We start from the raw sequence: 15,322 nt of genomic DNA, 5'->3' as shown, positions 1-15,322 counted from the left end.
GGTGAACCGGCGATCTGTGTGACTGAACGAGCCCCAGCTTTTCTCTGATCATTCATACGATGCCGGTGAAGGTTCGCCGTAATGCAGGTCGTATCGGTGAGAAGGAATTGCCGTTTCATGAGCGTGCCTGCTACTACTCCCCTGAACGAACCCGGCTGCTCGTGTCGGCCACGTGGCCGGAACGGGATTGGCTCCGCAGCTTCTCAACGATGCCAGGTAAAACTTCGAGCACCCGGTCGACATCCTCCTCACAGTTATCGCGCGAGAACGAGAAGCGGATTGTTCCGTGCGCCACGGCATGAGGGATGTCCATTGCCCTCAAGACATGGCTCGGCTCCAGCGAACCGGAGGAGCAGGCAGACCCGGAAGAGCAGGCGATGCCATAGCGATTGAGAAGAAGGAGCATACTGTCGCCTTCGACACGTTGAAAGGCGATGTTCGCCGTGTTTGGCAACCTCTTAAGCCGATCGCCGGTTACGAAGGCGCCTGGAACACGCTGGACGATGCCGTTCTCCAATCGATCTCGGAGCGACCTTAATCGGGTCGTCTCGTCGTCCATTGATTTCAAGGCGAGTTCGGCAGCCTTGCCTAAACCTACAATCCCGGCCGTATTTTCTGTCCCTGCGCGTCGGTCGCGCTCCTGATGACCTCCCTTGACCAGTGAGGAGAAAGATACGCCCCGTCTAAGATAGAGTGCGCCGATTCCTTTTGGTCCATGGAATTTGTGTCCGGACAACGACAGCATGTCGATTGCAGTAGGTTGGAGGTTCATTGGAACCTTACCGACCGCCTGGACCGCGTCCGTGTGGAAAAGTGCACCGATCCTCTTGGCCATGTCGGCAAGCTTAGCGACCGGAAAAATGGTTCCCGTCTCGTTGTTCGCCCACATGATCGAAACAATCGCTACGCGATGAGTGAGGGCGTTCTCGTAGGCGTCAAGATCGAGACGTCCATGCCGATCCACTGGGATCCTGTGTACCTTCACGCCGCGCGTCTTCTCCAGATGGCCGCAGAGTGTCAGCACCGCTGAATGCTCGACTGCGGAGGTCACGATCTCTGTGCGCTCAGGCATCACCTCCAGCGCCGAAATGATCGCTGTATTGTCGCTTTCCGTCCCCCCCGAGGTGAACACGATCTCATAATCGAACTCGGCGCCGATCAGCGCTTGCAATTGCCGGCGCGCCTTCCTCACCGCCTCGCGGATGGAGGAGCCAAAAGCGTGTGCCGACGAAGGGTTTCCAAACTGATCCGCAAAGAACGGCAGCATGGCTTCAACCACTTCAGGATCGACCCTGGTCGTTGCATTATTGTCGAGATAGATCGCTCTCATGGGTCAATCTCGACTGAGGGGACGCGGTGATAATGCTTCAGCGTCTTGTACATGCTGTTGTTTTCTGGCCTCGGGCAGCCAGCGCGGGCTGGAAGGCGCGTCTCGCGATCTCGTTGGCGTCGATAATGTCGCATCGCCGCTATCAGCAGAAAGGGAGGAACGCTTTGCGCTCGCGCCGTTTCCAATGGCTGGATTCGCCGCGGCGGCTTAACTAGGTGGGTCGTCAGCCTAGCTTGTCGCTGAGAACTGAACTGTTGCAGGCGGCGGCGATTTTTTGCTCCTGCCCGACGCGATTGTCGGCTACAACATCGAGTTCGACCCTGCCAACTTCTCAAGGCCTCAGATTTCTGTTGTGGCGGTCTGATGGTCCTCTTCTGCCGGAACGAGGCTTTCGACGACCAGTACAGTATAAACCCCTGACACGTCTTCGACGGCTTGGACGAGTGTCGTCCGGCTACAGCCAAACCTAGCGAAGTGAGCGACTTGGTCATGAAATCGAGCTTCTTGACACGCACGCTTCTTCGCTCACCCTTCATCGGCACGGAACTGTTTGAAGATGGGGCGTCACCTTCGTAATCCTTGCCCGGATGTCCGCCACGAAATTTTGCTGCCTCAGGATAATCCGTGGATGAGCAGACGTTTTTCTCCGGCAGCAAACAGTCTAAAAAGCCTGCTGTCTCCTGACGGACGGTCCGAGGCGCTCTATCAGCGGGCTTTCGGGTTATGAGTTCGGCCAGCGCTGACGAGGAGGCGGTCGCTGGGTTGCCACGCAAGGACGACGGTGTCACCGAAAACGCTTCCACCTTTGGGTCGACTCCGATGATCAATTCAGGCCCTCTACGATCGGCTGCCCCGGTCTCAATGACGGGATTTTCCTGCATGCCGTCGTTCTTCTGATTGAACAAGGAAATCATGACCGTTTCGCTATAATTCCACATGGGCTCTCTCCCTTTCCCGGTGATCAGCCGAAAGATTTGCCGCATGTGCACTTTTGTTGCGCATTGGGATTGTCGAAGACAAAACCGGAGGATTCAGGCCCCGTCACAAAGTCGATCGTCATGCCCTTGATGTGTGCTTGGGAGCCGGCGTCAACGAACACCTTGACCCCATCTGTTTCGATCACCGCGTCGCCCTGGCCCTGGACGCTCTCCAGCCCCACCAGGTATTTGTAGCCGGCGCACCCACCTGCCTCGACCGCGATGCGAAAGCCTTCCGCCTGCTCGGCTCGGGAAAGCGCGACGTTCATGATGGCAGCGGCATTCTCTGTGAGCTTGATCATGGGATGATTCCTTTCTGTTCGATGGCGCATTTCGGATTACCGTGCATGCACCGTGCCAAGCGGTGAGGAAGACCAAGAGCTCCACCGGCCCGTGTGTTGTATTCCTGCGTCGTCGAACATCGGACATCCCGAAAACGCGTCAACTCCAGAACGTCTGCCCGCGTCTCTCCGTTTGTCATTTCCGGTTGAGGCTCTCGTTGCCGCCGCACCGAAATTTTAGCGGTTCGGCGGAAAATGAATGGGAGCCGACAACTACTTTCAGATTTGTCGATTGCGCGACATCAAAATTCGACACGAGCTTCGTGATTAACCGCTTAGCCGCCAAAGCGCTTGAGCTATGGAACAGACATCTAGTCTTTTCTAGAATTTCTTAAGCAGCCGGCACAACTTTTGAAGCTCCCCGTGACGAGGCTGCGGTCGCCAGCCCATATCAAATCGATCTATGGAGAAGGACCAGAGCATGATGTCACATGTGCCTCAGGTTTGCGGATTGTGGGAAGGGCGTGACCCATGGTACGAAGGCCGTTATCCCTCCGCGGCCGCTAGTACAAACCGTTTCTCCCGCCGGCGTTGCGCGGACGAGGGGATGTTCATCGCCTCGCGATATTTGGCGACTGTGCGGCGAGCAATGTCGACGCCAGTTTCCTTGAGCCTCGCAACGATGCCATCGTCGGACAGCACATTATCGAGCGTTTCTGCGGCAATAATTGCCCTAATCTGATGGCGCACAGCTTCGGCCGAGTGCGCGTCACCGCCTTGTGAGGAGGGGATCGCAACTGTGAAAAAATATTTGAGTTCGAACACGCCGCGGGGCGTGAGAATATATTTGTTCGACGTCACCCGACTTACAGTGGACTCGTGCATGTCGATCGCGTCAGCGATGGTCTTAAGATTGAGAGGCCGAAGATGGGCAATGCCATCTTCCAGAAAGACATCCTGGTGGCGCACGATTTCGGTTGCCACCTTGAGGATTGTCGTGGCGCGCTGATCGAGACTCCGAACCAACCAGCTCGCGTTCTGGAAGCATTCGTTGAGGAACGACTGATCTTTCGAACTTTGGGCGGTTAGGCGAGTAACTTGCGCAAAATAGGTTTGGTTGATCAGTACCTTGGGCAGAACCTCCCGATTAAGTTCGACTTGCCATCCGCCTCCCGGCGAGGGCAGGACGAAGACGTCGGGTATGATGGATTCCGACCCTGCGGACTGGAACTGGTTCCCAGGCTTTGGGTCAAGGGCACGGATTTCGTTCAACATATCGAGAAGATCGTCTTCATCGACCCGGCAACGTCGCTTCAGTGCTCGAAAATCGCGTCGCGCAAGCAACTCGAGATTTGCGACCAGAGCTGCCATGGCCGGGTCGAACCGGTCTCGCTGGCGCAGCTGAATCTCGAGGCATTCGCTCAGACTTCGCGCAAAAATGCCCGGTGGGTCAAATAGCTGCAAAGCCTCAAGAACCAGTTTCACTCTAGCCTCAGGGCTATTTAGCCTCTCTGCTAGCTCCAGAAGGTTCACTTGCAGATACCCAGTGTCATTCAGATGATCGGCAAGCGCGCCAGCAATCAGCCGCTCCTGGGGTGTGAAGGCGGTGAGGGCGATCTGATGGGCGACATGTTCGTGCAATGTCTCAGTCGAGGCGGCGAACTCATCCAGAGAAGGCCTTTCCCCCGGCGAAAGGTTGCCTGTGTCGCGGATTGATTTCCAGGGACTCGACAGCTCAGGCATGTCCGTCCTGGCCGGCCCATCAACGTGGTCTTCGCGCGCGCTGATATTTTGATTATCCGCCACAGTCGGCGATACGTCGCCAGAAGCCCCGCTGTCATTCGACGCTAGGTCGAGAAATGGGTTCTTCTCGATTTCCTGTTCCACGAATTGATTCAGTTCGGTGTGCGCTAGCTGCAGCATGCGAATAGACTCGATGAGCTGGGGCGTAATAACCAGCGATTGCTGCTGACGCTGATGAAGGCTTGTAAAGGACTTCATGGTTCGAGCAAACTCCTATCGTTCGGCGCAGGTGTGCGCGACAAGTGGTAGCTGCTGGCCGTTGGCTTCTCTGCTCATGCGAAGGCTGGGGTCTTGAGGCATTTCAAAATGTTTTGCGGTGAAGAGACGCCATACGGATCGGTTGCGCAGTTGTCGCCAAAGCCTTCCTCCTCGAACCACTCCTCCACGACGCCATTATTGATCACGGCAGCGTAGCGCCAGGAGCGCAGACCGAATCCGAGATTGTCCTTGGCGACGAGCATACCCATTTTGCGAGTGAATTCTCCCGAGCCGTCCGGGATAAGCTTGACATTTTTCAGCCCCTGGGCCTTGCCCCAAGCATTCATGACGAAGGCATCGTTGACGGAGAGACAGTAGATTTCGTCAATGCCCTTCTTCTTAAACTCGACATAGAGACTTTCGAAATCGGGCAGTTGGAAAGTGGAGCAGGTGGGGGTGAAGGCGCCTGGCAGGGAAAAAAGGATTACCCGCTTACCGCTGAAATAGTCGTCGGTTGTCTTGTCTTCCCAGCGGTAGGGGTTGGGACCGGATATAGACTCGTCGCGAACCCGCGTGCGAAAGGTGACAATAGGGACCTGCTTTTCCATGGTCATCAATGAAGCTCCTCTAGGAAGATTTATGTGCGGCCTCTCGGTCACGGCTAACAAATCCGACCTCGGCCCACACGCCGGGGGAGCAAGCGTCATGCCATTTGACCTGAAGGAACTGGACTTGCGGTCAGCACAGAGCCTTCGTCGCCGTATTCGAGCGCTTGCCTATGCGGGCAAGGTGAATTGTGAAGCCTTTGTCCCGCGCTGACGGCAGGGCGCTGTGTTGGCTACTTCCGACCGCATCTCGATCAGGGTCTCTGCCGCCTACCAGAACTTTAGCATGCTGCCCGCCGATCCGGTCGCGGCGGGAAACGAAGCCGGCGCGGGTCACGGTGTTTGAGGTTCTGCTCGTGCGTGTGTCTACCCGCGCACCTTTTCTTGTCTGAAACTGGACAAGAATGTTTGAGGCCCGACAAAAAGGGGTCGCCAGGCTCGGACCGTGCATCGAAAATGGTGAAACGCAAACGGTGCATAGGCACGCGACTTGCTCCGATGATTTCGTCACGCAGACGGCGATGGCCAATATCGCAGGGCGCGGCGTGAAGAGCTCGCAGCCGCCAATATCGATCGGCTGATGCCGATCGGCACCCGGGTCGCCGTGGCGCGCGATGTAGTCTTTGGCCTACGAGCATATGTTGCTCGGCTGGCGGCGCCGCGGGGCTGAGATTTTGCTCCTCTCACCGCTCGCTGGCGACGCCGGCCGCCGATGGCGATGCCATCTACCTGCCCGGCGGCTATCCCGAGTTGCAAGCCGGCGGCTCCGGGACTAAAAGTTTTGTGCCGGAATGCTCGATGTGGCGGCGCGCGGCACGTCCGTCTGCATCCCGACAATGCGGCCCAGTTCTTTACACTGGCGCCAAGCCGGCCCTGCCAATATGCGGGTGGTAATTACCCGCTGATTTTCTTTGCGAGCGCATCCATGTCGGGCACGGTGATATGCCGGATGTTCTCGATGCGGATGACGCCGCTTTTGCGCAGCCGGGTCAGCTGGCGGCTGACGGTTTCGATCGTCAGCCCGAGGAAATCGGCGATTTCGGCGCGCGATAGCGACAGGTCGAAGGCGGTGCTCGTCGCCGTCGCCGTCTCGGCGTGGGCGGCAATGAGGTGGAGCAGGCTTGCGACCTTCTCCTCGGCGGTCCGCCGGCCGAGCGTCAGCATCCATTCGCGCGCGGCATCCAGCTCGATCAGCGCCTGAGCGTGCAGGCTACGCTGCAATTCCCTGGTCTCCAATATCATGCGTTCGAGCAAATTGCGGGGGAACACGCAGATCTCCGCGTCGGTCGCGGCCTCGGCCGACAGCGTGCTTTCACGCACGAAGGGCCGGCCGACGAAATCGGGGGCGAATTGCAGGCCAACGATCTGCTGGCGCCCGTCCGGCATCACCTTGCAGAGCTTCACCACGCCGCGCATGATGTTCGAATAGAAAGAGTTTTCCGACCCTTGTGCGATGATCTCGCAGCCCGCATCGACCTTGCGGCGCAGCGAGTGGCGGCCGAGTTCGCTAAGCTGGCCAGCCGACAAGGCGCCGCAAACGACGCCGTGCCGCGCCTGGCAGGAACGGCAAGCGACGGAAGTGCCAATCTCGAGAACCTCACTGCGTGCGACGTCCATGTCCTGATCCCTTCGAAAACCGCATATGCCGGGCATGCCGAGACGACTACGCGGTCGTTGCGACTTCGGCTATCCCGATTTCTTCCAGCGCGTCTTTGATGCCTATCAATTTCATTGGGATTGCGATTTGATCCAGATCAAGTCTTCATACCTACGCTCTTGCCGTGCGAGGCAGGGCCGCTTGTGCATTTTATTCGGACGGCATCTTCGCCCCGCCGGCTGGGCGGGCTTTCTGCGGCATCGCCTCCCGTTTCGGCTGACGGCAAAGGCCACCATTCCATTGCTGTTGGGCAACACCCAATCGGCAAATTGCCGCCGCGATGTCCTCTCAGGGTGGCGTCGTCGGGGCTGGTAGAACTGATATCCTAGGACAGAGGAGTTGCACGCGTCGAGCTGTTCCCCGGAATTCGGCCGCTTAGCTCGATGCCGCAATTCAAAGCTACCACACCCTCAAGCTATCCCACTGCATCGCTGTACATCAGCGCATCGTTATGCATCGCGCTGCAGGTCTCTGACTGCCGGCTGTGGTGGCCGGAAAATTAGTCGCGCTTGAATAAATGGTATCCGACACCTGATGTCGGATTTTGTTAGATACGCGACACGGGCCTGAGCAGCCAATCTTTGTTCTGGCTCAAGCTAAATAGCTGGGAAAGCAATCAAAAAAACTTTTTGCCGGCCAAATCAATCAAATTGGCACGAACCTTGGAAGTTCTTGCGGGGCGGCAAGAGCTGTCGGCCGGTACTCATTCTTTGGTGGCCGCCATGGAGCGAATGAAATCAAAATGTATGTTTTGCTCAGATCGCATTCCACCGAAAGAGAGGAACCTCGTGAAATTCGGATGTCGACCGGCAAGCCGGGCGAGACATCTAAGAATTTCGACTTCGGCCAAAACCCAGCGTGAGTTTCGAGCCGCACGACGATCTGATCGCTGCATCGCATGTTATCGGCGCGTCACGCTGCGGAAGTTGGTAGTCTGGCGCTCCACGATTTTTCTCGTTTCCTCTGCGAGGAAAATTCGTTTTCGGCGAAGGGTCTTTGACGGCAGGAGAAAAGCAGTGGTTACCATTCGGGTTCCAGAACATGTCCCTCCCGAAATGGTGAAGGACTTCAGCCTGTTCACGTCGCCCGGCATGGAGCGCATGCCAAACGGGGATCCGCACGCAGCTGTCGCTTGCCTCCATAATGGGCCGCGGATCTTTTATTCTCCCTGCAATACGCGCGATGGACGAGGTACTTGGGTCATTACGCGCGCCCAGGACCAACGCAAATTGCTGCAGGACACCGGAACCTTTTCCAGCCATCGGAGCCTTTTCGCGTCGGCCCTTGGCGAAAACTGGCCGTTGATCCCGCTTGAACTCGACCCACCGGCTCACAGCGTGTTTCGCTCGCTACTCAATCCGCTGCTTTCGCCCAAGCGGATAATGGAGCTTGAACCGGCTGTCCGTGATCGGGCGATTGCGCTGATTTCCAAGATTTCCGCGTCGAGCACAAGCTGCGACGTCTTGACCGACTTCGCCTTTCCTTTTGCGGTTAGTATCTCCCTCCGTTTGCTCGGCTTATCCGATGAGCGCCTCGATACATTTGTGGGCTGGGGGAGGGACCTGCTTCACGGCGACGGCATCAAACGAACCGCAGCCGCCCGGACGATTCTGGCGTTCATCGATGAACTCGCAGCCATGCGCCGCAAAGAACCGACCGACGATTTCATGACCTTGGTCGTGCAGGCAAAGGTCGATGGCCGCGCGTTGAGAGACGAGGAAATCCATGGTATTGGCGTGCTCCTATTCGTCGCCGGACTGGACACGGTCGCAACGGCGATAGGCTTTGACCTCGCCTATCTCGCGCGCAATCCCAAAGAACAGGAATTGCTGCGGAGTAAACCGGATCGAATCGTGCTCGCAGCCGAAGAATTGCTTCGCGCCTATTCGACCGTGCAGATGATCCGTGTGGCAACGAAAGATATCAATTTCGAAGGCGCGCCGATCCGTAAGGGGGACTTCGTTTCCTGCGCCACAATGATTGCCAATCGTGATCCGGCGGAATTCGAGCATCCGAACACGATCGATTTGGCACGAGAAGACAATCGCCACACCGCTTTTGCGTACGGTCCCCATCGTTGTCTTGGATCACACCTTGCCCGGCAGGAGATCGTCATCGCCCTGGAGGAGTGGCTGTCCCGCATTCCTGACTTCCGTATCAAGGATGGTACCGCGCCCATCACCTATGGTGGCCACGTGTTTGGAATGGAGAATCTGATCCTGGACTGGTCCTGATAATTGAGAGGAGGAAAGACATGGAGTACCGCATGCGCATCATAGTACACACTGCCAAATGCCAAGGTCATGCAAGATGTTGGGCCCAAGCGCCCGAAATATTCAATCTTGACGACGAGGGATACATACTCCCCGGTGCAATCGATGTTGAGGAGAAGGACGAATTGTTCGCATCGCGAGGCGCTCGATCCTGCCCCGAACGTGCGCTGGAGATAGATTGCACTTCCGATGCGTTGCTTGATCGCCTTTTGTTCAACCAACATTGTGGGGGTTGAAACGCAACGTAACTGGTGCATGACGGCGCCGTCGCTGTCCAAACACCTTACCCGCAGCTCTCCCAGTGGTGTCTACTTCTAGGGCAGTTGTTTACATGCATGCCCAAGCAGAGAGAGGGTTTTCCTTACGTCAGCCGAGCAGTTGAAAGCTGGCTGCGTCACCGGATTGGTAAGCGCCCCCGATATCAGATGTGCGATAAGCGATGAAACACAAAAAAAAAATTACCGAATTGCTCGACCGCGAGGCGATCCGCGACTGCCTCTATCGGTATTGCCGCGGGATAGACCGCGCCGATGAAGGGGCGCTGCGCAGTTCCTACTGGCCCGATGCACGTGACAATCACGGGGCCTATTCCGGTTCGGCCGAGGGCTTCATCGAGTTCGCCCTCGGTATCTTTAAGACGGGACCGCGCAACATCCATCAAATCACGAACATTCTGATTGAGTTCAGCAGCCCGGAAAAAGCCGCCGTCGAAAGTTACTTCGCCGCACTGCAACGCGCACCGGACAAGGCCGGGACGCTAAGTCAGGCCCTGATCTGCGGCCGCTATTGCGATCTGTTCCTGAAAAAGGGAGGGGATTGGAGAATTGCCGAACGGACGGTGGTCTATGATCTGGTCGAGGAGCAGATCTTGGCCGCGGCATCCGAGACTGAGCAGTTCGGCCGCCGGCAGCCGATCGGAGCATCATGTCCCGATGACCCCGTCTACGCATTTAGGAAGACTGCATTCCTTCAAGAAGATGAAAGTGAGGCTTGATCGATTAGGATTCATGCCTCGAGATCGTCAACGTTGGTCAGGGAACTTTTATCTCATGAAACAAGCCGGACGTATCGTCATCATCACAGGCGCTGCAGGCGGGATAGGCCATGCCCTGGTGGACACTCTTGCCGCAGGCGGGGATACTGTCGTCGCCGTGGACCTGCCTGGCAGCGGCGTGCTTGAACTGGCCCGTGGTCTCGGGCCCGCCCATCTTGGGCTAGAGTTCGATGTCTCGCGAGAGGAGGATATCCCTGCGCTTTATGATCGGATCGAACGACAATTCGGGCATATCGGTGTGCTCGTCAACAACGCGGCCATAGGCCCTACTATGGCTGCGACCGTTGATACGACTATCGACGGCTTCCGACGCATCTTGGCAGTAAATCTGATTGGGCCCATTGCAATGGCCCGCGAAGTAGCGGGACGGATAGGCTCAGGCGCTGTCATCGTCAATGTCGCCTCGCTGGCAGGCGTGCTCGGCAATCCCAAACGCAACGCCTACGCTGCCTCGAAGGCAGGCCTGATCTCGTTCACGAAATCGCTGTCATGGCAGTTTGCATCGTGCGGCATCCGCGTTGCGGCGGTAGCACCTGGGTACGTACGCACGCCGATGGTTTCGGAACTTGAACGCGCGGGCAAGATAGACCTCGCCGCGGTGCGCAGCCGGGTGCCAATGGGTCGCGTGGTGCGTCCAGACGAAATTGCCCGGGCGGTGCGCTTTCTCGCCAGCGCGCAAGCGAGTTACATCACCGGGTCGGTGCTGACCGTCGACGGTGGCTGGAGATCGTCTAATCAACCGGGCGAGGCGCACCCGCCAGTGCCCGGGACGCCACGAGCCGAACTCTTCCCTCCTGCCGAGCACTCCACCGCGCGAATTGCGCTTGTCATCGGCGGGGCGGACTGCATAGGCGCTGCCGTTGCGCGCCGCTTTGCGGAAAACGGCGACGCTTGTAATTGCCGACAAAGATGGCGCTGCAGCGGCAGAGCTTGCCGATTTCCTCGGTGGCAAGCATATCGCGAGGTCCGTGGACATCGCCGTCGAAACGTGGTGGCGCTGTTCGAGGAATTGCGAAGGCACTTCGGCCGGCTAGACGTCCTCGTCAATAATGCGGCCAACTATCATGTGTTAGAGGTCGAACAAATGCCGACAGAGATCGAGCCCGCACTCACCGGCGCCTTCACCTGCGCGCGCGAGGCGATCAAGGTAATGCGTCGGGGAAACCTTATCTTAAATCTGGGACCAAACAACACATTACTGCCCTTTGCACCGCGCCACGCCTACGATGCTTTCGGAGCGGGCATGGAAATCCTGACGCGACGCATGGCGGCCGAACTTGGTCCGGTTGGCATTCGCACAGCCACCGTCGCGCCTGGCTACATACACACGCCTGCCGTCGCGAAGATGGAAAAGCTCGGCCACGTCGATCCGAAAGCAATCAGGCGGCGCATCCCGATGGGAAGGATGGGACGGCCGGAAGACGTCGCTGACCAGCGTTCTTCCTTGCATCGTCTGACGCATCGTACGTGACCGGCTCTACCCTTTACGTTGACGGCGGGTGGACCTCGGCCGGGGATGCGGCATTTGCCGGCGAACTTCATCAAAACATTTAGCGGAGGCTGCACAATGATCGTCGACTATCCACCAAACGGCCGGCTGCGGCTCCATCGGAGCCGACAATGTCGTAGGAGAGCAGCTCCGGCGCACGATGCTCCCAAAGCGCTCCCGATCGAGGCACTACATTCATCGAGAAGCAAAACAGACGGCCGCGTTCGAGCTTTCTGAGTTTGCCGTGTCGGCGAGCGGGGTGAGGAGCGGATAACCGACACGCCACTTCTAGTTGGCGAACCCCGATCGCTAATTTGCCGCAAAGGAATCATCATGGAATTTGCAACGTTCCTCCTGGCCGCGCGGCGCGGTTATCATCAATCGTCCGACGAGATCATCCGCAACTCCATCGAACAGGTAGTTCTTTCAGAGCAAGCTGGCTTCCAGACTGCATGGTTTGCCGAGCATCACTTCAACAATTACAGCCTGGTTCCGTCGCCCTTGATGATGGTGGCGCACTGCGCCGCCCTGACGAGCATCATTCGCCTCGGCACCGCCGTCTGTGTGTTGCCGCTCTATCAACCGCTTCGCCTGCTCTCCGAGATTGGATTGGCCGATATCGTTTCCAACGGCCGGCTCGAGCTCGGCGTCGGCTCTGGATACCAGCAGTTTGAGTTCGAGCGCTTCGGCGTCAATGTCGAAGAGGCGCCGGCTGTTTTTTCGGAATGTTTGGACATTCTTGTCAAGGGTCTCAATCAGAGGATCTTTGAGCACGACGGACGGTTCGAAAAGATACCCCCGACAGCGATTTCCGTCCGCTCGGTCCAGAGGCCAATGCTGCCAATCTGGATCGCTACGGCGTCCGGAAACAGCATGGGGCGGGCCTATCGTGAGGGACACAATCTGTTGATCACAGCATTCCACGACGGCTTGGACAGTTTGAGCGTGTTGCGCGAACGCATCGAAGAAGCCGCAATTTCTAAAGGGAAGAATGTTTCGGACGCGAAGATATCACTGCTGCGCTGCTGCTATGCCAGCGATGAGGAGGCGGAGATCAACAGCTATCTCGATAATGCCCGCTTCCAACGGCGGCTTTCCGAAGTATTGCTTCTGCGCCGCCAGCAAAGCCTGGATGGCTATCTGCTGCATGAAACACCGACGCGCCAGGACCTCTCCTTCGAGACGATGCGCGAGAACCTGCCGGTTGGTAGCGTCAATCGCGTCATCGATCGGCTACTGGAAGAGATAGATATCTTGAAACCAACCCAGATCGCGATCCAGACCCAAATGGGAGATTTCGACCAGAAGACGATGCTGCGGCAGATCGAGCTCTGGGGAGACAAGATCATCCCGGAGGTGAACAAATCGCTTGGGCATCGGCCTGACGTGGCAGAATAACCGCTTTTCGGACGCTGTAATCTGCGATCAAATTACGAAGGTGATAACCGCAATAGATCCCTGCTCGAGGCCAGATGACCCTGAGATCCTTCTCTTCGACCCGAAGACATCGACCGCAAGGGCCCTTGCCCGGGCACCCACCGATCGAAGAGACCTCTGGTCGGTCTTCATGGGCCGGCCTTCCGCTGCAACCGTAACACGCTTGGCAGTCACTGGCAGGCTTCTCGATTACCCGCTGCGGTCGACACGTCCACCGTTTCCGGCGAGATTCGCCAAAACAGAATATGAATAGAAGAACGCTGCCTACGTGCATGGCGGCAGGGCCCAAAAGGTCGTTCTCGGCTTATTCCCGTTGCGGCACGCCGAGAAGACGAAATGATGGACATCGCGTCAATCGAATCGAGAAATGCGGAAGTGCCGACCTCCGCTCGCGTTTGGCGGCGGACCGCGGTCGCACATTGCAACACTGTGTCATTCGCAGGCCGGCCGGCGCTATGGTCCCGACCAAACTGCATTTAATCGATTTCCGACATTCGTCATGCGCGGCTGCTCATTGTGAATTTCTCCAATGTTATAGATCAATTGCAACAGCGAGGAGCCAGAACCGCCCGTCCTGCTTGGGCCTGCCTGAAGGTGCGCAAGTACCAGAACACCGCCGGAGCTGCTCGGAGTTTTCTCCCTCGTCTGCGGTTGATTGGCGCGCATGCGGCGCTGCCGATTTGTTGAAACGCGACGATATTGTTCGGGCGCTGTTGATGCAGTTGCATTTAAGCCCCGAGCAAATAGGAAAACTTTTCCTAGGCTCTTTTCGCAGCTGGCACGATTTTTGGATCTCCCACATGCCGAGGGATTGGAGTTTTGTTTGTCAGCAATTGGTCGCGGAGTCGACCGTAAGGTGAAGTGGGCTTCATACGACCGTATGGGCCTCCCGAAGCCGCCTTAAGGGATGAAAATCGCCAGCGATGGGTTGGGCCAATGAAAGGCTCGAAGAGGAGGAAAAGAGCATGAACGGCATTATGTTTCGGACCGTCCACCGCGTTCTGCCATTGGCGAAGAAGTCGCCAAACTGCAACAAGGGCGACGGTGTGTCTGTCCCGGCTGCAAATTCAGTTGCGATGTCGCCCCTCGTACCGAGTGAGGTCCCTCGTGCACTACTTTAAGCCGTTATTAAAGCGTTCTCATCAGGTGTTTGTAGCCGAGGACGGGAGTATCTGGATCGGGAAGGAATCCCAGAAATCAAGAAAGATCATCCAATCTCCTCCGCCTTGGGTCGCCGGTTTGGTTTCGAAACTGGACGGCGAGCATACACTACCAAGGATACTGAGCGAGCTTAAATCAGAACGGTATGACGTCACCAAATGCGACGTTCACGATTTCGTCTCTGCCCTTGCCAGCTGTGGGCTCATTGAAGAGAGCTGAGCCACTTAAGTTGGAGATGGGGTCAATCGGGCAATGGTTGCCCCATGTCCGGCCGCGGCGTTGGAACTGGCAAAAGGGTTTTTCATCAAGGGCGATCACGCAACGAGCGTTCGACGAAATGATACTCGTCCTCGAATGCGGCCGTCGTCGGTCAAGCTGGTGACTCGAGCAAGCGCCAGAGTGGGTGTCGCAGATTCCTCAATGCGAACAAAAGATTCAGCAGTTCGCAGTCAGTTGATCGAGTCCCTGTAGCCCGGGCGACCGGCTTTGTTTCTTTTGTCCACGCCGGCTGGGCAGCCGCGCAACACTTCCGCGCCATTCCTGAGCGGTTTGGGGCCGAGCAATATTGCGGAAGGTTTGTCGTTCCCTGGCGGGCTTACCGTTCGTGGGCGACCTGGAAGGGGCGGAAACTGCCCGATGATCAAGTCGCGAGGCGTCTTCCACTCAAGAAAGAAGCTCGGGCGAAAGACGGGCCTATTCAATACTGTTCGCGATTTGATCGCCCTCGACGTTTTGCGGGATCGAAAGCTTCACCATTTCTCTCTTGGCTACAGGGATGTGCGAATGTCTCCAGTTTTCGGAGCTTCGTTTGATCCTGCTGATAGTCGCGGTCTCCCTGCCGCGCGGTCGACCGAGCGGTGCAAGTGATGCCCTTACGACACCGTCTGTCGGCTTTGTCCGGTCGGCGACATTAGGGTTGGTTGGCCAGTTTCCTGTGCTGGCTCGGGCTAACTTCCTGAAACCCAACAAAAAGACCTTTGCTTCGGCTCGATCGGCCCACATGGCACGGGTTTTGAAGACTGCCCTGGGAGGCGGCGCGAGCTGCCGGCCTTTTACT

Annotated in this window: 13 protein-coding genes and 1 pseudogene; 8 read left to right on the top strand and 6 right to left on the bottom strand. The window is 57.3% G+C overall.

Annotation, left to right across the window (positions count from 1 at the left end; translation table 11 throughout):
* Positions 1–133 precede the first annotated feature (133 nt).
* The 4 genes from nifS to CO667_RS31245 all read right to left on the bottom strand — a co-directional run bounded on the left by nifS (position 134) and on the right by CO667_RS31245 (position 5,203).
* The gene (nifS, locus tag CO667_RS31270; RefSeq protein WP_097622032.1) at positions 134–1,330 is read right to left on the bottom strand and encodes a cysteine desulfurase NifS; all 1,197 of its coding nucleotides are present in this window, start codon (positions 1,328–1,330) and stop codon (positions 134–136) included.
* A 961-nt stretch (positions 1,331–2,291) separates the two neighbouring features.
* Positions 2,292–2,609 (bottom strand): iron-sulfur cluster assembly accessory protein, encoded by a 318-nt coding sequence (locus tag CO667_RS31260; RefSeq protein ID WP_097622030.1) that lies wholly within the window; start codon positions 2,607–2,609, stop codon positions 2,292–2,294.
* A 525-nt stretch (positions 2,610–3,134) separates the two neighbouring features.
* Positions 3,135–4,589 (bottom strand): RNA polymerase factor sigma-54, encoded by a 1,455-nt coding sequence (gene rpoN, locus CO667_RS31250; protein WP_097622029.1) that lies wholly within the window; start codon positions 4,587–4,589, stop codon positions 3,135–3,137.
* A gap of 74 nt (positions 4,590–4,663) precedes the next feature.
* Entirely contained in the window at positions 4,664–5,203 is a 540-nt protein-coding gene (locus tag CO667_RS31245) for a peroxiredoxin (protein ID WP_037080445.1), read from the bottom strand.
* Between the two features lie 521 nt (positions 5,204–5,724).
* Between CO667_RS31245 and CO667_RS36050 the strand changes: the two are divergent.
* A pseudogene (locus CO667_RS36050) lies at positions 5,725–6,009 on the top strand (cobyrinic acid a,c-diamide synthase); the annotation flags it as partial.
* 79 nt (positions 6,010–6,088) lie between these two features.
* Here the strand turns inward: CO667_RS36050 and CO667_RS31235 are convergent.
* Positions 6,089–6,811: a Crp/Fnr family transcriptional regulator gene (locus CO667_RS31235; RefSeq protein WP_097622028.1), complete on the bottom strand. Its 723-nt coding sequence runs from the start codon at positions 6,809–6,811 to the stop codon at positions 6,089–6,091.
* Between the two features lie 1,095 nt (positions 6,812–7,906).
* On the opposite strand from CO667_RS31235, the gene CO667_RS31230 reads away from it, so the two are divergent.
* The 7 genes from CO667_RS31230 (at position 7,907) to CO667_RS36405 (ending at position 14,484) form a co-directional block, all read left to right on the top strand.
* Positions 7,907–9,085, top strand: coding sequence for a cytochrome P450 (locus CO667_RS31230; RefSeq protein ID WP_179874258.1), 1,179 nt, complete (start codon positions 7,907–7,909; stop codon positions 9,083–9,085).
* A 20-nt stretch (positions 9,086–9,105) separates the two neighbouring features.
* Positions 9,106–9,360 carry a ferredoxin gene (locus CO667_RS31225; protein ID WP_007636857.1) on the top strand — a complete coding sequence of 85 codons (255 nt, stop codon included), beginning with the start codon at positions 9,106–9,108 and terminating at the stop codon, positions 9,358–9,360.
* A gap of 203 nt (positions 9,361–9,563) precedes the next feature.
* On the top strand, positions 9,564–10,118 hold the full coding sequence (locus CO667_RS31220) for a nuclear transport factor 2 family protein (RefSeq protein WP_097622026.1): 555 nt from the start codon (positions 9,564–9,566) through the stop codon (positions 10,116–10,118).
* A complete protein-coding gene (locus CO667_RS31215) occupies positions 10,057–11,649 on the top strand; it encodes an SDR family oxidoreductase (RefSeq protein ID WP_245433383.1) in 1,593 nt (530 codons plus the stop codon). Before CO667_RS31220 ends, CO667_RS31215 begins: the two co-directional genes overlap by 62 nt.
* On the top strand, positions 11,646–11,732 hold the full coding sequence (locus CO667_RS36280; RefSeq protein ID WP_275593060.1) for a hypothetical protein: 87 nt from the start codon (positions 11,646–11,648) through the stop codon (positions 11,730–11,732). Before CO667_RS31215 ends, CO667_RS36280 begins: the two co-directional genes overlap by 4 nt.
* Positions 11,733–12,000: 268 nt before the next feature.
* Positions 12,001–13,065, top strand: coding sequence for an LLM class flavin-dependent oxidoreductase (locus tag CO667_RS31210; RefSeq protein ID WP_097622025.1), 1,065 nt, complete (start codon positions 12,001–12,003; stop codon positions 13,063–13,065).
* A gap of 1,083 nt (positions 13,066–14,148) precedes the next feature.
* A complete protein-coding gene (locus tag CO667_RS36405) occupies positions 14,149–14,484 on the top strand; it encodes a hypothetical protein (protein WP_097622024.1) in 336 nt (111 codons plus the stop codon).
* A 474-nt stretch (positions 14,485–14,958) separates the two neighbouring features.
* Here the strand turns inward: CO667_RS36405 and CO667_RS35675 are convergent.
* On the bottom strand, positions 14,959–15,322 hold a 364-nt coding region (locus CO667_RS35675), incomplete at its 5' end, for a hypothetical protein (RefSeq protein ID WP_210421756.1).

The sequence above is a fragment of the Rhizobium sp. L43 genome (assembly GCF_002531725.1).
Taxonomy (GTDB): Bacteria; Pseudomonadota; Alphaproteobacteria; order Rhizobiales; family Rhizobiaceae; genus Rhizobium.
Note: the sequence above shows the minus strand (reverse complement) of the source record. Positions and strands in the feature narration are given on the sequence as shown.